The sequence below is a fragment of the Daejeonella sp. genome (assembly GCF_036405355.1).
Lineage (GTDB): Bacteria > Bacteroidota > Bacteroidia > Sphingobacteriales > Sphingobacteriaceae > Daejeonella.
Genome location: NZ_DASWXT010000098.1, coordinates 1 through 21,021, shown reverse-complemented (window position 1 = coordinate 21,021; position 21,021 = coordinate 1). Strand labels below are relative to the sequence as shown.

The 21,021-nt window shown below is 39.1% G+C and carries 21 protein-coding genes; 14 read left to right on the top strand and 7 right to left on the bottom strand.

Annotation, left to right across the window (positions count from 1 at the left end; genetic code table 11):
* Positions 1-98: 98 nt before the first annotated feature.
* Positions 99-665 carry a crossover junction endodeoxyribonuclease RuvC gene (gene ruvC, locus VGE44_RS12050; RefSeq protein ID WP_331079352.1) on the top strand — a complete coding sequence of 189 codons (567 nt, stop codon included), beginning with the start codon at positions 99-101 and terminating at the stop codon, positions 663-665.
* 6 nt (positions 666-671) lie between these two features.
* On the opposite strand, the gene VGE44_RS12045 is transcribed toward ruvC, so the two are convergent.
* The 4 genes from VGE44_RS12045 to rsmA form a co-directional block, all read right to left on the bottom strand.
* Complete coding sequence (locus VGE44_RS12045; RefSeq protein ID WP_331079350.1) at positions 672-1,064, bottom strand: HIT family protein; 393 nt, start codon at positions 1,062-1,064, stop codon at positions 672-674.
* A gap of 33 nt (positions 1,065-1,097) precedes the next feature.
* Complete coding sequence (gene greA / locus VGE44_RS12040) at positions 1,098-1,571, bottom strand: transcription elongation factor GreA (RefSeq protein ID WP_324486029.1); 474 nt, start codon at positions 1,569-1,571, stop codon at positions 1,098-1,100.
* 176 nt (positions 1,572-1,747) lie between these two features.
* Positions 1,748-2,677 (bottom strand): NAD(P)-dependent oxidoreductase, encoded by a 930-nt coding sequence (locus VGE44_RS12035; protein WP_331079346.1) that lies wholly within the window; start codon positions 2,675-2,677, stop codon positions 1,748-1,750.
* Positions 2,674-3,465, bottom strand: a complete 792-nt coding sequence (gene rsmA, locus VGE44_RS12030; protein WP_331079344.1) for a 16S rRNA (adenine(1518)-N(6)/adenine(1519)-N(6))-dimethyltransferase RsmA — start codon at positions 3,463-3,465, stop codon at positions 2,674-2,676. Before rsmA ends, VGE44_RS12035 begins: the two co-directional genes overlap by 4 nt.
* Before the next feature lie 302 nt (positions 3,466-3,767).
* On the opposite strand from rsmA, the gene pdxA reads away from it, so the two are divergent.
* The 11 genes from pdxA to VGE44_RS11975 all read left to right on the top strand — a co-directional run bounded on the left by pdxA (position 3,768) and on the right by VGE44_RS11975 (position 14,334).
* Positions 3,768-4,823 carry a 4-hydroxythreonine-4-phosphate dehydrogenase PdxA gene (pdxA, locus tag VGE44_RS12025; RefSeq protein ID WP_331079342.1) on the top strand — a complete coding sequence of 352 codons (1,056 nt, stop codon included), beginning with the start codon at positions 3,768-3,770 and terminating at the stop codon, positions 4,821-4,823.
* Positions 4,824-4,937: 114 nt separating this feature from the next.
* Entirely contained in the window at positions 4,938-5,480 is a 543-nt protein-coding gene (locus tag VGE44_RS12020) for a DUF177 domain-containing protein (RefSeq protein ID WP_331079340.1), read from the top strand.
* Positions 5,481-5,504: 24 nt separating this feature from the next.
* Positions 5,505-5,696 carry a 50S ribosomal protein L32 gene (gene rpmF / locus VGE44_RS12015; RefSeq protein ID WP_305364710.1) on the top strand — a complete coding sequence of 64 codons (192 nt, stop codon included), beginning with the start codon at positions 5,505-5,507 and terminating at the stop codon, positions 5,694-5,696.
* A gap of 14 nt (positions 5,697-5,710) precedes the next feature.
* On the top strand, positions 5,711-6,646 hold the full coding sequence (plsX, locus tag VGE44_RS12010; protein ID WP_331079338.1) for a phosphate acyltransferase PlsX: 936 nt from the start codon (positions 5,711-5,713) through the stop codon (positions 6,644-6,646).
* Positions 6,647-6,662: 16 nt separating this feature from the next.
* A complete protein-coding gene (locus VGE44_RS12005; protein ID WP_324486016.1) occupies positions 6,663-7,649 on the top strand; it encodes a beta-ketoacyl-ACP synthase III in 987 nt (328 codons plus the stop codon).
* A 74-nt stretch (positions 7,650-7,723) separates the two neighbouring features.
* Positions 7,724-8,200, top strand: a complete 477-nt coding sequence (gene accB / locus VGE44_RS12000; RefSeq protein ID WP_331079335.1) for an acetyl-CoA carboxylase biotin carboxyl carrier protein — start codon at positions 7,724-7,726, stop codon at positions 8,198-8,200.
* 91 nt (positions 8,201-8,291) lie between these two features.
* Positions 8,292-9,632, top strand: a complete 1,341-nt coding sequence (gene accC / locus VGE44_RS11995; RefSeq protein WP_331079332.1) for an acetyl-CoA carboxylase biotin carboxylase subunit — start codon at positions 8,292-8,294, stop codon at positions 9,630-9,632.
* A 127-nt stretch (positions 9,633-9,759) separates the two neighbouring features.
* On the top strand, positions 9,760-10,635 hold the full coding sequence (gene tatC, locus VGE44_RS11990) for a twin-arginine translocase subunit TatC (protein WP_331079330.1): 876 nt from the start codon (positions 9,760-9,762) through the stop codon (positions 10,633-10,635).
* 16 nt (positions 10,636-10,651) lie between these two features.
* Positions 10,652-11,086, top strand: a complete 435-nt coding sequence (gene rpiB / locus VGE44_RS11985; protein WP_331079327.1) for a ribose 5-phosphate isomerase B — start codon at positions 10,652-10,654, stop codon at positions 11,084-11,086.
* Between the two features lie 25 nt (positions 11,087-11,111).
* Positions 11,112-12,719, top strand: coding sequence for a M28 family peptidase (locus VGE44_RS11980; protein ID WP_331079325.1), 1,608 nt, complete (start codon positions 11,112-11,114; stop codon positions 12,717-12,719).
* A 121-nt stretch (positions 12,720-12,840) separates the two neighbouring features.
* Positions 12,841-14,334 (top strand): M28 family peptidase, encoded by a 1,494-nt coding sequence (locus tag VGE44_RS11975; RefSeq protein WP_331079323.1) that lies wholly within the window; start codon positions 12,841-12,843, stop codon positions 14,332-14,334.
* Between the two features lie 211 nt (positions 14,335-14,545).
* On the opposite strand, the gene VGE44_RS11970 is transcribed toward VGE44_RS11975, so the two are convergent.
* Together VGE44_RS11970 and VGE44_RS11965 are read right to left on the bottom strand one after the other, a co-directional pair.
* Positions 14,546-16,060, bottom strand: a complete 1,515-nt coding sequence (locus tag VGE44_RS11970) for a hypothetical protein (protein ID WP_331079321.1) — start codon at positions 16,058-16,060, stop codon at positions 14,546-14,548.
* A 136-nt stretch (positions 16,061-16,196) separates the two neighbouring features.
* The gene (locus tag VGE44_RS11965) at positions 16,197-16,847 is read right to left on the bottom strand and encodes a hypothetical protein (protein WP_331079319.1); all 651 of its coding nucleotides are present in this window, start codon (positions 16,845-16,847) and stop codon (positions 16,197-16,199) included.
* A gap of 270 nt (positions 16,848-17,117) precedes the next feature.
* Between VGE44_RS11965 and VGE44_RS11960 the strand changes: the two genes are divergently transcribed.
* Positions 17,118-18,500 (top strand): LutB/LldF family L-lactate oxidation iron-sulfur protein, encoded by a 1,383-nt coding sequence (locus VGE44_RS11960; protein WP_331079317.1) that lies wholly within the window; start codon positions 17,118-17,120, stop codon positions 18,498-18,500.
* 106 nt (positions 18,501-18,606) lie between these two features.
* On the opposite strand, the gene VGE44_RS11955 is transcribed toward VGE44_RS11960, so the two are convergent.
* Positions 18,607-19,542: an AraC family transcriptional regulator gene (locus tag VGE44_RS11955; protein ID WP_331079315.1), complete on the bottom strand. Its 936-nt coding sequence runs from the start codon at positions 19,540-19,542 to the stop codon at positions 18,607-18,609.
* A gap of 346 nt (positions 19,543-19,888) precedes the next feature.
* Here VGE44_RS11955 and VGE44_RS11950 point away from each other — a divergent pair.
* The coding region (locus VGE44_RS11950) for an MFS transporter (protein ID WP_331079313.1) at positions 19,889-21,021 on the top strand (1,133 nt) is incomplete at its 3' end.

Sequence of the window (21,021 nt, the reverse complement as noted above, 5' to 3'; positions counted from 1 at the left end):
TTATGCAATGTTAAGCAAAAGCTTCTTTGAATTTAAAATTTGAAATTCTATTGGCTTAAAAACATTATAAAGCAGGTAATTTCTTAATATTGTTGGGCATGATAAAAGAAAAATCAACTGAACGGATAATCCTTGGAATTGACCCCGGAACCAGTGTTATGGGTTATGGAATAGTCAAGGAGGTAAAAAGTTCTGTTGATTTGATCTGTATGGGAGTAGTAAAACTCCAGCACCTTGACGATCATCCTTTGAAACTTAAACATATTTTTGAGAAAACCGTTTTACTTATTGATCAATATAAACCCGATTGCCTCGCGATAGAAGCCCCTTTTTATGGTAAAAACATACAGGTGATGCTCAAACTAGGCCGGGCACAAGGCGTGGCAATGGCTGCAGCATTATCTCGTAGTCTTCCTATCTTCGAGTATTCACCCAGAAAGATCAAACAGTCAATCACAGGCAATGGTAATTCATCAAAAGAGCAGGTGGCAGCTATGCTCAAAACCCTTTTAAAATTTACTGAAACTCCTGAATTTCTTGACGCTACCGATGGTTTGGCGGTTGCAGTTTGTCATTCGTTCCAGAAAATAAGCAGTACCGGAGGCAAGAAAAACTATTCTGGCTGGGATGCTTTCGCAAAGGATAATCAGAAACGGATTAAATAAAAGAAATTAAAGCTGTTCCTTAATTTTTTCTGCTATTGCATCAAGTTCTTCATCAGTAAAACTCAGTTTAGGGCGACTAAAGTTCATATCGTCCATGCTGTTGATCGGGATAAGATGAATATGTGCGTGAGGAACTTCCAGTCCGATGACAGAAACACCAATACGCTTACAAGCTATGGCTTTTTTTAAACCCGCTGCTACAATCTGAGCAAACATCATCAGGCCTACATAAGTTTCACTATCAAGGTCAAATATATAATCAACCTCCTTCTTAGGAATAACCAGTACATGGCCTTCTGTCAGCGGATTTACATCCAGGAAAGCAAGATATTCCAATGTTTCAGCGACCTTATGTGAAGGAATATCGCCGGCTATAATTTTTGAGAAGATTGATTCCATATGATTTGATTTATATTCTGATCAGATTTATAATTATCTGCTGATTTCAATGATTTCGAACTCAATTTTACCCGCCGGAACAGCTATTTCAGCTTTGTCGCCTACAGATTTGCCCAACAAACCCTGAGCTATAGGCGATTTCACCGATATTTTACCTGTTTTCAGATCGGCTTCTGATTCAGAAACCAACTGATAAGTCATGGTTGCCCCATTATTGGTATTTTTAATCTTTACAATAGACAATGCAAGAACCTTTGATGAGTCTAGTTTCGATTCATCGATCAAACGGGCATTAGCCAAGACATTCGTCAGCTTTGAAATTTTAGATTCATGATGCCCCTGCGCTTCTTTAGCTGCATCATACTCTGCATTCTCCGACAAATCGCCCTTGTCTCTGGCTTCAGCAATTGCTTTTGAAATTTGTGAACGACCTTCAGTTTTTAATAGGTGAAGCTCTTCTTTAAGTTTTTCTAATCCTTCCCGGGTATAATAAGTTACTTCCGTCATATCTCACACATTTTATGATAAACTCTTAAAAACAAACAAGACTATGTCGGCATAAGCCAATATAGTCTTGCTCGTATTAATACGAAGATAATATTTTTGATTTTAGATTTCCAAATTTCTATGATGAAATGAAGGCAGAAGAATAATGGATAAGCTATAAGCACTTCATTATCAAACTACAAAAGAATTTGTTTTAGTTTTTGGGCAAGCACTTCAGAAATCTTTCTGTAAGATTCGTGGGTCCAGCCAGCCACATGAGGGCTTAAAATTACGCTTGGAGAGTCCCTTAATTCATTAAACCATTCCTGCTCTCCTAAGGCCGGAAATTTTTCAACTTCAAGTACATCCAAACCGGCGGCGCTTATCTTACCATTACGAATCCCATTCAAAACAGCCCTTGTATTAACCACCTCACCTCTTGAAGCATTTAGAAAAATGATTGGCTTCCTGAAATGAAAAAGATATTCATCATTAAGGAGCTGCTTCGTTTCGAAGGTCAAAGGAATATGAAAACTTAAAATATCTGCCTGTTTAACTACCTCTTCCATACTTACCTCTTCTGCATATTGGTCTGAAAAACCGGTTTTGTACTTATCATAAGCAATCACCTTTACTTCAAAACCTGAAAGTTTGCGGGCAAGCATTTGTCCGGTATTTCCATATCCTATGATTGCAAGAGTTCTTCCTTTCAGCTCCCATCCTCTGTTTCCTTCCCTGTCCCAGATACCATTTCGCACTTCGATATCCGCTTTTCTAAGATTATTGAGCAGTGAAAGCAACATACCAATCACATGTTCTGCCACTGCATCCCGGTTTCCCTCTGGTGCATTGATGCAGAATATTTCTTTTGATCTGGCATACTCCTCATCTACATTATCCATTCCTGCACCAGCCCGGGCGATAAATCTCAGATTGGGGCCTGAATCAATAAGTTCCTTGTCAATCTGAAACTTTGTGCGAATCGCTATTCCTGAATAGTTTTTCAGTTTCTCCAGAGTTTCACTTCTGCTGATTAACGGAAAATCATCACAAATATATCCCAGCTCTTCTGCCTCAATTTTAAAGGCAGGATGTAAATGGTCGGCAATCAGGATTCTTTTATTCATACTGCATTTATTCTCGACGTATTGATCAGGTTTGTCATTTTAACAAAATCATCTACGCTCAGTCGCTCAGCTCGAAGGTCGAACATTGGATCATCCGTCATGCTTTCCTTGCTTACAAGTGATGACAATGCGTTTCTAAGTGTTTTGCGGCGCTGATTAAAACCAGCTTTTACAACCTGCCAGAACAACTTTTCATCACAATTCAGCTTTTCAATATCATTTCGGGTTAGACGTATGACTGCTGAGGTAACTTTAGGCGGAGGGTTAAACACTCCGGGCTTAACAGAAAAGAGGTATTCAACATTATAAAATGCCTGCAAAAAAACACTTAAAATACCATACTCTTTGCTTCCTGGCTTCTCTGCACAACGCTGAGCCACCTCCTTTTGAAACATTCCAACCAGTTCAACTACCTGATTTCGGTTATCGAGTACTTTGAAGAGTATTTGTGATGAAATATTATATGGAAAATTACCTATTATCCCGAATTTGCCCGGAAATACAGCCGCAAAATCAAGCTCCAGAAAATCCCCGTTAATCAGTCTTGCACCGAGATCGGGATACTTCTTTTTCAGAAATTCATAAGATTCAGTATCTATATCGATCAGATAAGTTTCAAGATCCTTCTTACCAAGCAGAAAGTCGGAAAGTACTCCCATTCCCGGGCCAACCTCCAAAACCTGCTTATACTGATCGACAGCATGAAGGCTGTTGACAATCTTTTCTGCGATGTTTTTGTCGGTTAAAAAGTGTTGTCCAAGATGCTTCTTTGCCTTTACTAAACTCATATCCGCTGCATTTGGCGCAAATTACGGAAAAAAGAGGTTCGGGGAATTAGCAAATTGGAAAATGAGCAAATTAGCGGATGAATTTGCCGATGACTTGATTTGTCTATTTGTCAATCTAGTTGATTAGTAAATAAGAAAATGAGCAAATGGGAGACGTTATCTGTTATTTTTTCTCACTCTCAATTCTCCACTCTCCACTCTCAATTTCTTATAACTTATTACTTATAACTTACAACCTAATTGCAGTTTGGGATTAAAGTCTTTATTTTGCGTTAATTATTTTAATAAAAGGGTAAGCAGGAATGAGTGATAAAATTAAAGTTGGAATTTCTATAGGAGATGTAAACGGTATCGGTCTTGAAGTAATCATTAAAACTCTGATGGACAGTAAAATCATGGACTATTGCACTCCCATTGTATACGGTCATACAAAGGTCGCATCCTTCCATCGTAAAACAATGGACCTTAATGAGTTTAATTTTAATGTAATCAACTGTCCGGAAGAAGCGCATAACAAACGCGCTAATATGATTAACTGCTGGGAAGAGGATGTCCGTATCGAATTGGGCACAAGCACTCCTACCGGAGGGAAATATGCATTCATATCACTTGAAAGAGCATTAGATGATCTCATAGCGGGCAAAACAGATGCCCTGGTTACCGCGCCGATCAATAAGCATAACATTCAAAGTGATGATTTTCAGTTTGCGGGTCATACAGAATATATTCAGGCAAAAACCAATGCTGAAGACTCCCTGATGTTTCTGGTGAGTGAAGATATCCGCGTAGGAGTAGTTACCGGACATATTCCGGTAAATGAGGTGCCCGAAAAGATCAGCAAAGAAAAGATCTTATCAAAACTGACATTGATGAATCAAAGCCTGAAGAAGGATTTCTGGATTCAAAAACCAAAAATTGCTGTTTTAGGATTAAATCCGCATGCAGGGGATATGGGCCTTATTGGGAAAGAAGAACTGGAGACCATTATTCCGGCCATTACCGAAGCCAATGCCCAGGGAATCTTTGCTTTTGGCCCTTATGCAGCAGACGGTTTCTTTGCAGCTCATACCTATACCCAGTTCGATGCTGTACTGGCAATGTACCATGATCAGGGCTTAATCCCTTTCAAACAGATTGCATTTCATAGTGGAGTGAATTTCACTGCAGGTTTACCTGTTGTCAGAACTTCTCCCGACCATGGCACAGGTTATGATATTGCCGGAAAAAATCAGGCATCCGCAAGTTCTTTCAGAGAAGCACTATTCACTGCAATCAAAATTGTTAAGTGCAGAAGAGAAAGTTCCGAACTCAGCTCAAACCCATTGAAACTGAGCAAATTTTCAAAAGACAGGGATTAAAAGGTCTTCAAAAGGATAAAACCAAAGCTTTCAGCTGGCCTTATCATCTCATTTTTAAAAAACTGTTAGCAACTAAATAAATTTTCCTAAATTTGCAGGCTCAATTGGCGTGCTTTGAAATCATTACAGCAATATAGCATTCCGTTTACCGGATTAAAACTTGGAGTTCACGATTTTGAATTCGAAGTTGACGATGCTTTTTTTAATGAGTTTGAATACTCGCTTGTTAAGAGTGGAAAACTGAAAGCTGAACTTGAACTGGATAAGCAGGAAACGATGATGATCCTGCATTTTCATATTTCAGGTGAAATGAAACTGGGATGTGATGTTTGCCTTGCCGATTATCCTTATTCTGTAGAAATTAAGGAGAGGCAGATTGTCAAATTGAATGGAAACGAAGATCTTGAGGATGACACCGAAGAGATCATTGTACTAAAGAGAAGTGAAACTGAGATCAATGTAGCGACACTGATCTATGAGTTTATCAATCTTGCAGTACCATATATCAGTCGTTGTAATGATGAAGGAAATACTGAATGGTGCGATAGTGAAATGATTGCCAAGCTGCAACAACTGGCTCCAGGGCCAAAAGAAGTGGAAGAAGAGGAAGAAATTGCCGACCCAAGGTGGGAAGCATTAAAGAAAATAAAAAAGTAATAAATTATTAATACATAGGAACAAATGGCACATCCAAAACGGAAAATATCCAAATCAAGAAGAGATAAAAGAAGAACTCACTATAAAGCAGTTGCTCCGGGTTTAACTACCTGCCAGACTACTGGTGCAGTACATTTACCTCACCGTGCGTATACAGTTGACGGAAACTTGTATTACAACGGAAAGATGGTAATTGAAAATACCTCTATTGCCTAAGTTACCATTCTGATATGAAGATTGGCTTAGATATAATGGGTGGAGATTTTGCTCCCAAAGCAGCAGTTTTGGGTGCAATAGAAGCTCAAAAAGCCTTATCGGCAGACCAAAAATTAGTTCTTTTCGGGGACAAGGATCAGGCTCTGCCTTTTATAACAGAAGCAGGAATAGATCCTGATGTTTTCGAATTTGTTCACACCACCGAAATGATCGGCATGGGAGAACACGGAACTAAATCTGTACTGCAGAAACCTAATTCAAGTATCAGCCTTGGATTTCATTATCTCAAAGAAGGTAAAGTAGATTCCTTTTCATCGGCAGGAAACACCGGTGCGATGTTAGTAGGGGCTATCTTTAGCGTAAAGCCAGTTCCGGGAGTTATTCGTCCCGCCGTTGCAACCAATGTGCCCAAATTAAAATCCGGCTTCGGAATTATGCTGGATGTTGGGGCAAATGCCGACTGTAAGCCTGAAGTACTGGCTCAGTTCGGAATGCTAGGTAGCTTATATGCAGAACATGTGTACCATATTCAGAATCCAAAAGTGGGTTTAATGAATCTGGGTGAAGAGGAAGAAAAGGGAAATGTTCTTACCCAATCCACATTCCCTCTACTGCAAAAATCTGATATCAATTTCATAGGTAATATTGAAGGCCGGGATCTGTTCAACGACAAAGCAGATGTTATTGTATGTGATGGGTTTACAGGAAATGTAATGTTGAAATTAGCCGAAACCTTTTATATTCTTACACTCAAAAAAGGATTTAAGGATGAATTCTTTGACCGTTTCAATTATGAACAATATGGAGGCAGCCCAATTTTGGGAGTAAATGCGCCTGTTCTGATTGGCCACGGCATCTCTAGTCCGGAAGCAATTAAAAATATGGTACTTTTATCGCGAACCATGATCGAAAGTCAGTTCGTTGATAAGATCAAAGAAGCTTTTAAATAATTATTTCCAATTTATCATGTCTAAAGTTCATGCTGCAATAACAGCCGTTAATGCTTTCGTTCCCGAGTATATTCTTACCAATAAGGAACTTGAAGGAATGGTTGAAACCAATGATGAATGGATTACCAGCCGTACAGGCATTAAAGAACGCCGCATCCTGAAAGGAAATCTAGGAACCTCAGATATGGCTACCCATGCCGTTAATGGTTTGCTTGAAAAGCGTGGGATCAGTGCTGCAGAGATCGACCTTATTATTTTCTGTACTACAACTCCCGACATGGTATTTCCGGCCTCAGCAAATATCCTTGCCCACAAAATTGGTGCGGTGAATGCCTGGGGTTATGACCTTAATGCTGCATGTTCGGGTTTTCTATACGGATTGGCAACAGGTTCCCAATTTATTGAAACTGGCAAACATCAGAAGGTTTTGGTAGTAGGAGGCGATAAAATGTCGTCTATCATCAATTATAAAGACCGTAAAAGCTGTATCATTTTCGGTGATGGCTGTGGTGCTGTATTACTCGAACCAAATACTGAGGGTTTCGGAGTAATTGATTCAATACTTAAGAGTGATGGATCAGGTGGCCCTTATTTATGCCAGAAAGCAGGGGGATCATTAAGACCGGCAAGTCATGAAACAGTTGATAATGATGAACACTTCCTGTTTCAGGAAGGACAAGCGGTTTTCAAATTTGCCGTAACAAATATGGCAGATGTAGCTGCTGAGATCATGGAAAAAAATGATCTGAGTTCTGACGATGTAGACTGGCTGGTTCCACATCAGGCCAATAAACGAATCATTGATGCTACCAGCAGTCGCTGCGGTATTGCTCCTGAAAAAGTGATGATCAATATTGAAAAATACGGTAATACGACGAACGGAACTATTCCACTGTGTTTATGGGAATGGGAAAGTAAGCTCAAAAAAGGTGACAATCTGATCCTGGCCGCGTTTGGAGGGGGATTCACCTGGGGTTCATTGTATTTGAAATGGGCCTATTAAAAAATAAATCAAAATCGTTTCTTAATATTTTTATTATAATTTTAGGTTAAAATCGTCCACATAAACTAAACAAAATGGATATTAAACAAATTCAGGAGCTTATTAAATTTGTTTCCAGATCTGGGGTAAATGAAGTTTCTATTGAGCAGGAGGATTTTAAAATTACCATAAAAACCAATCAGCCTCCTACTTATCAGGTACAGGCTGCTCAGCAAATTCAGGCTACCTCTACTCCCGCAATTGTAGCAGCACCAGCAGCCCCGGTAGAAACTAAGCCTGCAGCTGCTCCTCCAAAGGATGAAAATGCAAACTACATAACTGTAAAATCTCCAATGATTGGCACTTTTTACCGGTCTTCAAGTCCTGACAAACCACTTTTTGTAAATGTTGGTGATGAAATTAAGGCCGGACAAATAGTGTGTATCATTGAAGCAATGAAACTTTTCAACGAAATCGAGTCTGAAGTCTCAGGTCGTATCGTAAAAGTGCTTGTAGATAATGCCAGTCCGGTAGAGTACGATCAGCCATTATTTTTGGTGGAACCTATCTGATTTGAAGATTAACAATTTGAATACTTGAAGATTATATTTTTAATCTTCATTTTCAAATCATCAAATTTTCAAATTCCCAAATTAAGAAAGCATGTTTAAAAAAATACTAATTGCAAATCGTGGTGAAATAGCTCTTCGGATTATCCGTACCTGTAAGGAAATGGGCGTGAAAACCGTAGCTGTTTATTCAACTGCCGACCGCCATAGTTTACATGTACGGTTTGCCGATGAAGCAGTTTGTATTGGTCCGCCGGCAAGTAAAGATTCCTACCTAAGTATTCCGAATATCATATCTGCAGCAGAATTAACCAATGCAGATGCAATCCATCCCGGATATGGTTTTTTGTCTGAAAACGCAAAATTTTCAGCAATCTGTCATGAATATGGTATTAAATTTATCGGAGCCACAGCCGAACAGATTAATGGCATGGGTGATAAGGCATCGGCTAAAGAAACCATGAAAAAAGCCGGTGTTCCAACTATTCCGGGTTCTGAAGGTTTATTAACTGATGTTAAAGAGGGTATAAAAATCGCAAATGAAATCGGTTATCCGGTTATCCTCAAAGCTACAGCCGGTGGTGGTGGCCGAGGAATGCGTATTGTATGGAATGATGCTGAATTTGAGCCTTCATGGGATTCAGCGCGTCAGGAGTCAGCAGCAGCATTTGGCAATGACGGATTATATCTTGAGAAATATGTCGAGGATCCTCGTCATATTGAGATTCAGGTAATTGGAGATCAGTATGGAAAAGTATGTCATCTTTCAGAACGTGATTGCTCAATTCAGCGCAGGCATCAGAAACTGGTGGAGGAATCTCCATCGCCTTTCATGACTCCTGAGCTGCGTGAAAAAATGGGTGAGGCTGCCATTAAAGGAGCTATGGCTGTTAATTACGAAGGTGCTGGTACAGTTGAGTTTCTCGTAGATAAACACCGCAACTTCTACTTTATGGAAATGAATACCCGTATACAGGTGGAGCATCCGGTAACTGAAGAGGTAATCAACTTCGACCTGATCAAAGAACAGATCAAAGTTGCTTCGGGCATTCCAATCTCCGGAAAGAATTATATCCCTGAAATGCATGCGATCGAATGCCGCATCAATGCTGAGGACCCGTTCAATAATTTCAGACCATCTCCCGGATTGATTACTAATTTCCATTCTCCTGGTGGTCATGGAGTGCGGGTTGATACCCATGTATATGCCGGTTATCAGATTCCTCCGAATTACGATTCAATGATTGCTAAACTGATCTGTGTCGCACAAACACGCGAAGAGGCGATTTGTACAATGGAGCGTTCCTTGAGTGAATTTGTTATTGAAGGGGTAAAAACGACAATCCCTTTCCATTTAAGACTGATGAAGGATCCAAATTTCCGTGCCGGTAACTTCACTACCAAATTTATGGAGAGCTTTGACCTGAGTGAATAGATATGCCGCTGAAATACAATAAACCATCTTATTTTGAAGCTGATTGTCACAATAAAAGTGATGCTTATTAAATATCCACTGAATACCATTCTTAAATTAAACAGAATGGTATTTTTGTTTAAAAATTATGAGTGAGGAACGTACTGACCTGGTAAAGGCTATCAAGGAAAAGGGTAAAACCATTGAAGCCGAAATGTCTTTTTTTGATCATCTGGATGTCCTCAGGGGGCATCTGATCAGGGCTTCTATTGCCATTGTTGCCTTCACTGTACTTGCGTACAGTTTTTATGATTTTATTTTCGATCAGATCATTATGGGTCCGGGACGTACCGATTTCTGGACCTATAGGATGATGTGTGCAGTGACTGAGAAATTCAATCTTGGTGCCGATTTTTGTGTTAAAAAACTAAGTTTCAATATTATCAATACTGAACTGGGCGGACAGTTTACCCTACAGCTAAATTCTTCATTGATGATAGGTATTGTGCTGGGTGTACCCTATTTATTGTTTGAAATTTGGCGTTTTGTGAAGCCGGCTTTACATGAAAATGAACGTAAATCGGCAACCGGATTTGTATTCTGGGCATCTCTACTATTTATAATAGGTTTACTGTTCGGTTATTATATAATTGCCCCATTATCCATTAACTTCTTATCTAACTGGGAAGTAAGTTCAATCATTAATAATCAGATTACCATTTCATCCTATTTCTCTGTTGTTGCAACACTAACCATCGGAGCTGCAATCACCTTTGAACTGCCGATAATTATCTTTATTTTGTCTAAGCTTGGGATCATGACTCCTGAATTCATGAGGTCATCCAGAAGATATGCTACAGTAATCATACTAATTATTGCTGCAATAGTGACCCCTACTCCCGATCTTATAACTATGCTTACTGTTAGTTTCCCACTGTTTTTACTCTATGAGATTAGTATTTATGTCTCAGCAAGGGTAGCAAGCAATAAGAAAAAAGCAGAAATAGAATTTTATAAAGACTAATTGAACATTTAAAGCCATGAATAACAATATATCAATTGCAATTGGAGCCGATCATGCAGGTTTTGAATACAAAAACATGCTTATTGATTTCCTGAAAGAGTATAGTATTAAGGATTTTGGAACCTACAGTGCCGATTCTGTAGACTATCCGGATTTTGCACATCCTGTGGCCAGTGCTGTAGAAAAAGCTGAATTTACAATTGGGATATTGATTTGTGGAAGTGCTAATGGGGTAGCAATCACAGCCAATAAACATCAGGGTATCAGAGCAGCAATCTGCTGGAATGAAGAGCTTGCCGAACTGGCCAGATCTCATAACAATGCCAATGTTCTCTGTATCCCGGCAAGATTTATTAGCCCTGAACTGGCCAAACAGATCTGTAAGAAATTTATAAGTACAGCATTTGAAGGAGGGCGCCATGCCAACAGGGTGAATAAAATCTCCTGTTGATAATTTTAAACTAACCAAACAAAATATGATTTCAAAAAAAACAATTTGGGCGCTATTCCTGCTCAGTGTTTCCGCACAGGCATTCGCTCAGGATCCAAATGCACAAAAATTTGCGACAGAAATTAATGTCAAAAAAGCTAAAAAGCATCTGACAATTCTTGCATCCGACAAGTTTGAAGGCAGAGAAACAGGTAAAGCAGGGGCAGAAAAAGCAGCCAAATACATCGCCAAAGAATTTAAAAAATTAAAGTTAACTGCACCGGTTAACGGATCATATTTTCAGGATGTACCGCTGGTAGAAACCTCTTTCGATGTTACTTCCTTTACCGCAAACGGCAAATCCTTAAGCCTGGGAAAAGAATTCCTATTTAGTGGTAGTGGTGATGCTAAATCGATTGATGCCAGCGAAATAGTATTTATTGGCTATGGAATAGGTGCAGAGAACTATGATGACCTCAAAAATACCGATATAGCCGGAAAAGTGGTTTTGCTGATTAATAAGGGAGAGCCGATGAACAATGGAGTATCCGCAATCAGTAAAAGCTCCAAAGCATCAGACTGGAGTACCAGCCGGTTTAAACGCTTACAGTATGTTATGAGCAAGAGCCCCTCACTGATTCTGGCAGTAAGTCCGGATGTAAGTGCGGCCCTTCAATCATATTCCCCAAGAAGTGGCAGATTAACTATCAAAAAAGAAACAAAAGCAGCAATAAGTAATCAACCTGGAAGCGCGGCTATTGTAAGTATCACTCCTGATGTAGCCAATCAGATCCTGAAAAATTCAGGAAAGAACTACGAAGATTTAAAATCAGCAATAGATAATAGCGGCATCCCTCAATCGCAGGTTTTGAAATCTCAGATTTCAATGAATTATGGACCTGTGAATAAAGATGTAAGATCAGTGAACGTTTTGGGATATCTGGAAGGAAGTGATCTTAAGGATGAACTGGTGGTTTATTCAGCACATTATGATCATATCGGACTTACAACTGATGGTGGTACTGACAAGGTAAATAATGGTGCCGATGATGACGGATCGGGGACAACCGGAGTATTATCTATAGCAAGAGCTTATGCCAAAGCTAAAAAAGCAGGGCATGGTCCACGCAGGAGTGTTCTGTTCTTAATGGTAACCGGTGAAGAGAAAGGTCTGTTAGGATCAGAGTATTACTCAATGAATCCGGTTTTCCCTATGGCAAATACCATTACCAACCTGAATATTGATATGATCGGAAGAACCGGGGAGTTGTATAAAGGCACTGCTGATTCGGCAAATTACTGCTACCTGATTGGTTCCGACAAATTGAGCACCGACCTTCATAAGATCAGCGAAAATGCCAATGCTATTTATACTAAAATGAAGATTGATTATAAATACAATGACCCTAATGATCCGGAGCGAATCTATTACCGCTCAGATCACTATAATTTTGCCAAGAATGGTGTTCCAATTGTATTTTATTTTAATGGCGTACATGAAGATTATCACAAACCGGGTGACGAAGTAAGCAAGATAAATTTTGATTTGCTTACCAAACGTGCGCAACTAGTATACTATACAGGTTGGGACCTCCTGAACCGGGATAAAAGACCGGTTGTAGATGTCAAAAATGATATGCCGGCTACACGATAGAATTAATTAAAGCAAATAAAAAAGCCCCGCTCCGGAATAGATCCGGGGCGGGGCTTTTTTATTTATGGCCTAAAGGGTTACATTTATAAATAATAAGCATCATCCTGAATACGAATTAATAATGAAAAAACAACTAGCAGGCTTTTTACTCTTTGCAGTCATTTCGATTCAATGCATTGCTCAGGATCCCGCAGCACAAAAATATGCCGCCGAGATCAATGCAAAAAGAACTAAAAAACACTTGAAAGTTCTGGCTTCTGATAAATTTGAGGGCAGAGAAACCGGAAAACGCGGGGCTGAAATGGCCGTAGCTTATCTTGCCAGCGAGTTCAGGAAGTTGAAACTCATTGCCCCTGTTAAGGGTTCTTATCTTCAGGATGTTGAGTTAATCGAAACATCCATTATTGTCAATTCATTAGAAGTAAATGGTAGCAAACTACAATATGGAACCGACTTTTCATTCACCGGAAGCGGAGAAGCAAAAACAATTAATGCTGATGAAATCATTTTCATAGGATCCGGAACAGAATCAAATCTTAAAAACACAGCCATAGCAGATAAAGTAGTTTTATTGAAGCAAGATGGAGAATCCGCTGAAATTACCAGAAGACTAAACTTTGTAAAGAGCAAAAAACCTAAATTGATAATTGCAGTGAATGCTGCCAAAACCAGGACTCCACATTCCCATCTATCAGGTGCAAGCCTTAGTGTGAAAAATGGTATCAGAGAAAGTATTCCGATGCGAGAAAATACCCCGGGAGTCATTCAAATCGGATCTGAAATTGCAGATAAGATCCTCAGCAGATCCGGAAAAATATTCGAGGAACTAAATGCAGGTAATGGATCACAGCTAGTTAAAGTTGATGTTAAATTGAATTATGAGCCTGTGAAAAGAGAACTCAAATCATCCAATGTTCTCGGTTATCTTGAAGGAACAGACCTTAAGGATGAACTGCTTGTTTATTCTGCCCATTATGATCATATAGGTCTGAATCCCGAAGGAGGAAAAGACAAAGTATTTAATGGTGCTGATGATGATGCTTCGGGCACTTCCGGAGTCCTTGCTATTGCCAGAGCCTTTGCCAAAGCAAAAAAAGAAGGAAATGGTCCGAGGAGAAGTATTCTGTTCCTGATGTTTACCGGTGAGGAAAAAAACCTGCTGGGATCTGAATATTATTCAATCAATCCTGTCTTCCCGTTTGCAAAAACAATTACTAACCTGAATGTGGATATGATTGGACGCATTGGTGAAGAATACCAAAGTTCTCCTGATTCAACAAATTACTGTTTTCTGGTAGGAGCAGACAGATTAAGTACTGATCTACATAAGATCAGTGAGAATGCCAATGCTGTATATACCAGAATGAAGATCGATTATAAACATAACGCTCCTGATGATCAGATCTATTACTGGTCAGACCATTATAATTTCGCTAAAAACGGAGTACCTGTTATTTTCTACTATAATGGTAAGCATGCTGATTATCACAAAGGTAGTGACGATATCAGCAAGATCAATTTTGAGCTTCTGGCAAAACGGGCTCAATTAGCCTACTATACAGGATGGGATCTGGTGATGAGGGATAAAAGGCCGGTGGTAGATGTGAAGGATTAAGAGTCCTGCTTAGATTTTACTTCAAATACTATTAATAGATTATTGGTCAAACACGAGCATCCGGTAAAAAAATTTACTCTTTCGGCCCCCACAATGTCCTTATTTAAGGATTGGGAGGTTCCAGCTTTCGCTGGAATCTCCTTACCCCAACAACGCTTGTCATCCGATAACTATCGGATCTCACGAAGGCGAGAACCTCCACAAAGAAATATCAATAGCTATACACCGTTTTTATTTTAAATAAATGCTCTCCGTTTAAATAGTTTTTAAAGCTTTTTATCAATTCTTTTGGATACCCATCATCATCATAGCTGTACTCAAATTTATAAGGTTCTGCTGAGGGAATACTTCCTGAATATGTTTTCTTCTGATTCACCAGATTATTCTTAGGCAAATTCGAAAGAAAGATATTCGGCATGTTCATGTGGGTATAAGGGTTGATATTGAAATCATACTGGTATAAACCACTTTCACCCCCTCCCGGACTGCTTGCAGAGTCTTCTGTTCTGTTTCCTCCGATGATTTTTTGAACATAGTCCATAGTATTCCCATTTGAGAAGGTATACTTAAAGTTAATCCTTGCATATCCTGTAGGGAACTGATACTCAAGCTGAGCATTGGTTACCTGATCATAATTTACTTCTTTCATCTTTATGATCTTTGTGCCTTCTGTATTGTATGTTAGCTCCAGATAGCCAACAAAAGTCCCCTGATCATTGATATAATTAATCTTACTGAGCTTAGCATTCGAATAAACATAAACTTTACTCCAGCTTAAACGCAGGTCACTATACTGTGGCACTTTGTCGTAAAAATCAATTTGCTTAAGATTACCGTTTGGATCATAGTTGTATATTGTTTTGCCGGATGGCATATATCCCGCCTGGGTGAAGGTAAATTGCTCTTCAAGACGTAATTTTTTTGGAGACTTAGCTCCTCCCAAAGTATAAACAACACCTTCACTGATCTGGTCTTTATTGAGAGTCATCTCATCTGAAACTCCCCATTTACTCAGTTTAAACTGATATTTTACTCCAGATTTTGGCAAGAAAATCTCATTTACACCTCCCGCAAGTAAAGTATCCTTCTCAGTCAGTACCCCATTTGAATCCCAGTTACTAAGTTTGAATAATGTGGGAATATTATCATAGATAATATCCCCCACCCTGATGACAGCCTGAAGTTTTACTTTGATGAATTTATTCTCATCAATACTTTGGATTTTAAAATCAGCTGTCTGATAGCCAAAATTCTCTGCTTTATCTTCATTCAGAACTTTCACAACTTCAACAGGAAGGTCAAAAATATCAGCATTCTCAAGTTTAAAACTGATATTCAAAGGCTTTTGTACTTCTGAAGCTTTAGCAGAATTGGCCTTTGGTGCCGCAAATTGGGTGTAACTATCCCCATTACCGATTATTAAACTGCTTATTTTATAATTTCCGGGATCAAGTTTAATTTTCTCTGTGACGTACTTACCGTTGAAGCTGATGAGCAGTTTTTTATTGCTCAGTACATCTTCGTCCTTATCATTTTTTATCGTTACGAATGCAAATAAATCAGAAGTGTCATAAGCAGAACCATCAGGAAGTGAATCAAGCATGATTCTAAATGTATTCATCTCCAGTGGAGCCGGTAACTGCAAGCTACTCTCCTCTTTCACACATGAACTTAAGCCGATTATAAGGCTCAACAGGTAAATAAAATTTAAATTTATTGATTTCATTTGGTTGATATTGTACCATTCCAGGCTGTAACAGTCAATAGGATTCCTGTACCAGAAAGGCGTTTGTTAAAAAATAGATAATTTGTTAATTGAGACCGGATATGAAATATTTCGGCTAGCCGGATCCGGATTGCTTTTAGTTCTTCACATAGACCGGCAGTTTTTTCGCCCGTAATTTTCTTTCAGAGCTGATTCTCGCAACCGCTTCCGATTTTGAAGAATGGTATAAAGAAAGACTCATATCATTCTCACTCGCACGTGCCCCGGGCACATAACCTGTTGAAGAACCGTTATTTAATACGCCGCGCAATACTGAAGCACCAACATTAATGCCGGCGGCAGCAGCTTCTGACATTATGCGCTTATTCTGCACCCTTGTACGGATGAGCATATTTGCACCCAGAATCTTTGCTAATTCGGCAGATGAGAGCTTCCAGGAATCTTTTATCGAAATTCCATTCTCTTCAAGTTTACTGTTAATCAGCCGAAAATCCATCAGCTTTACGCTCCATTTATTTCGTAAATCGCTGCTTGTAGCATGGAATAAAAGGTCATCATAAATAGATTCCTGAATTTTGCCGCTCTGCTCAATTTCCATTTTGGAAACACGATCCATTCCCCAATTCTTTGGCAAATTGCCTGTAAATATTACTTCAGCAGGAAGTACTGCTAAGATCTGGGTTCCAGGTTCAGGCCTTGAAAAAAATGCTTTGTCTTTATAGACCTTTGAACTACAGGATGCCAATAATAAGAGTCCTGGTATTAATAATTTAATAAAATGTTTCATCCATTTATTTTTATAGTTTTCTTGTGTCGGATTCATCTTGTAAATAAATAATAAACGTGACGTAATCTTCTTCAATACAGCTTGCTCAACATTCCGGAATATTGAACATTACCTGCAACACATGGCATGCTATACCGATTGTCACATTTATATAGACGTTAAGGTATCGCTTTTCGTTACAAGCAGTCTGAAAATATCTCAAAACATTTCCTTTTGAGCAAAAAACCAAACAGCAATAGAGTTTAAGTTCAAAATAACTAAATTCGCCTAATGAGTAAGTTAGCCACCGATTTCATCCACACCTCCGATACAAAAGCCTTTGATCTGGATCATCGCCGTATCATAAATTACAATATTAGTAAATATCATGTAGCTGTTGAACGGGGATTGTCAAAACTTGCCAATCTTGAAAATTCTAAACGAAAAGCCCATACTATAAAATGGAAAGTGATGGAAAATCTTGACAAACTTCTTCCGGAGTTTGAGTCAAATTTCCAAAAAAAAGGAGGCAAAGTGATTTGGGCGAATGATATAGAAGAGGCTCAGAATGAAATCCTTCAGATCATCAAAAAATCCGGGGCAAAAACGGTCATCAAATCCAAATCTATGGCTACCGAAGAAATTCACCTAAATGAATTTCTGGAAAAAAACCATATTGAGGCGTTGGAAAGTGATCTTGGTGAGTACATTGTTCAACTATTGGGTCAGAAGCCTTACCATATCGTTACTCCTGCAATGCACCTGAGCAAGGAGGATATCGCAAAATTATTCAATGAAAAATTCGGAACTCCAATAGATTCCACTCCAGAACAGCTCACCATGAAAGCCCGGGAGCTATTGAGGGAAAAATATACTTCCTATGATATTGGTATAACCGGCGGAAATTTCCTGATTGCCGATAGCGGCAGCATTGCACTCACAGAGAATGAAGGAAATGCGAGATTAACAACCACTTTCCCAAAAATCCATATTGCAATAGTTGGTATTGAAAAGGTAATTCCTACGATGAATGATCTGGATCTGTTCTGGCCGATATTATCAAGCCATGGTACCGGACAAAATCTGACTGTATATAATACAATTCTGGGAGGTCCAAGACAAGGAAATGAAAGTGACGGACCGGAGGAAATGTATGTAATCTTACTGGATAACGGCCGTACCAATCTGCTTGCCCAGAAAGAGCAACGCCAGGCATTATACTGCATACGCTGTGGCGCTTGTCTTAATGCTTGTCCTGTATATAAGAACATAGGCGGTCATACCTATGAAACTACTTACAGCGGTCCGATTGGTTCGATCATCACTCCGCATATGGCCGGCATGAAAGAATTCAAGCATTTAAGCTATGCATCAAGTCTCTGCGGAAAATGTACCGAAGTTTGTCCGGTGAAGATCGATATCCATAAAATGCTATTATTGAACAGAAGGGATTCTGTTCAGCAGGGATTAAGTCCGCTTTCAGAAAATATGGGATGGAAAGGATGGAAAACGGGTATGTTGAAACGCAAAACGATGGATATGTTCGGGGGCAAATTCAAAAATTTAATGCTCCGGACTTTCTTCAAGAAAAGCTGGGGTAAACATCGTGAACTTCCAAAAGTGGCTGAAAAATCATTCAGCAAGCAGTGGAAGGAGCAGGATCAGGATAACTAGTTATCTGTTACCGGTTTTCTGTTATCTGGAATTTAATCCTGACTGTCATATGAGTAGTATCAGTCCTATTACCCATTTCCCACCCGATAGCTATCGGGTCCCTACTTCACGCACACTCCACCGCCGTTCTATTAGATATCACCAGCCATCTGCCTGTACTTCCAACCTGAGGGACATTGACATTTGATGTCCTTCGATATTCACTTGGTGTCATATTCTTTATCTTCCTGAATTGTCTGTTAAAATTGGCCAGGTTATTAAAGCCGCATTTGTAGGCAATTTCAACCACGTTCTCATCCAGCTCGCCTAATAACTTGCAGGCATGTCCAACTCTAACCTTATTCAAATACTCAACAAAAGTAACCCTGTAATGTTCCTTGAAATAGTTACAAAAAGTACTGACTGCCATATTCGCAACAGATGCAACTTCATTCAGGGTTATATCGTGATCAAAATTTCTGAGGATATAGGCATTAACCTTACTGAACTTATCCGAACAATCCAAAAGTCCATGTTTCAGATAGCCGGGACTTGCCAGAAGCTCATATTCATTACTTCCACAAAGAATATCAAATATTGACAGCAATGAAGCAAGCCGCTGGATTCCACTCATTGTCTGCATGTCCTGCATTAAAGCAGCAATTTTGTCCCTTGTTTTTCCTCTTATTACCATCCCATGTTTGGACAGTTTCAAAAGGTTGTTAATAGGTTCTATTTCGGGGAGATTATAAAATTCCTTTCCCAAAAAATTATCAACGAAATGTATAACAGTTGCCTCTGCAGTTAAATTAGCTTTCCCTTTAAAATATTGCGGATCATTGGTCCATAGATGCGGCAGTGATGGACCCATTAATACAAGATCACCTTCCATAAAATATCCTATATGATCTCCAACCTGGCGCACACCGGTACTTTTATTGACTAAGACCAATTCATATTCAGAGTGATAATGCCAGGGACAAGGGAAAAACGGCCCTTCTTCCTTGAAAATTATGAACGATTTATCTAACTCTAGCGGGATGTGATACTGTAAAGCTTTCATGATAAAATCTGTTTAAATGACCTAAACTAATTTAAACTATAAAATCAATAGAAATTGAATTTATAGAAAATAGTATCATAATTGTAAATAAAAGTAGCAGAAAAATGCCCTCAGTTAAGATAGTTTTGATAAATAGACGCGGGGATAATACTTTATTATTGAAAATTCCTGATTAAGAAAAAGGCTTTTGTCGAATAATTATTAATCAGAAATAAATTTCTCAGTTAGAATTTATAATGTCTTTAAGTTTAATGATAAATGTTATTTTAGTTAAAAAATAAATAATTTTCAATTAATTTCTAATTAAACAGAATCCTATAATTAAACATCAAAATAAAAAACAGCCATGCAAGCACAACTCAAAACCAAACTAGCATTTTTTATGTTTCTCCAATATTTCATATGGGGCTCCTGGTATGTCAGTATGGGAACATACCTTAGCAAGACGCTTCAATTTGAAGGAGCGCAGATTGGGCTAGCCTATGGTGCCTTTGCTATTGGTGCAATGATTGCTCCATTCCTGGTTGGATTACTTGCTGACCGGTATTTTGCGTCTGAGAAACTTCTGGCCTTCCTTGGAATTACCGGAGGATTGATGCTGTTCGCTCTTCCAATGATGACAACATTCAGTTCGTTCTATCCGATGCTGATTATTTATTGCTGTACTTATGTGCCTACACTTGCACTCGGAAATTCTCTTTCACTCCGTCATTTGGATAACCAAAAGCGCGACTTTCCATTGGTCAAGACCCTTTCATCAATCGGCTGGATCGCTGCAGGTATAACCCTTAGTGTTGTGTTTAAAGGCGAACAATCAGCTGTTCAGTTTTATGTTGCCGGAACCACTTCAATTATATTCGGGCTGTTCTCCCTTACTTTACCACATACCCCTCCAATGAAGACCGGTAAGGATGTAAGTATGAGTGAAATTTTAGGGCTTGATGCCTTAGCTCTACTCAAAAAGCCATCCTTCGCCATATTCATCTTATGTATGTTCCTGATCTGTATCCCACTCTACTTTTATTTTGTGAACATGAATCAGTATGTGACCGAGCTGGGATGGGAATTTAGTGCAGCTAAAATGTCATTAGCTCAGGTTTCGGATGTTGTTTTCCTGATTCTGTTGCCGGTAATGCTGAGCAGATTGGGCTATAAAAAGACCATCTTCATTGGTATTCTGGCATGGGCAGCACGTTATTTCCTTTTAGCAGGCAGTGTTGACTCAGTTTCAATGCAAACCATGATGGTCTTTGCTGCAATATTACTGCATGGAGTTTGTTATGACTTTCTGTTCATTGCAGGACAACTTTATGTTGATGAAGAAGCCAATGAGAGGATGCGTGGTGCCGCTCAGGGACTAATTGCATTCATACTTTGGGGCGTAGGAGCCTTTGTTGGGACAAACCTGGCAGGAATTTCACAGCAAGCCAATACCCTTGCCGAACCGATTGGGAATATAGCCCATGACTGGAGCAGCAT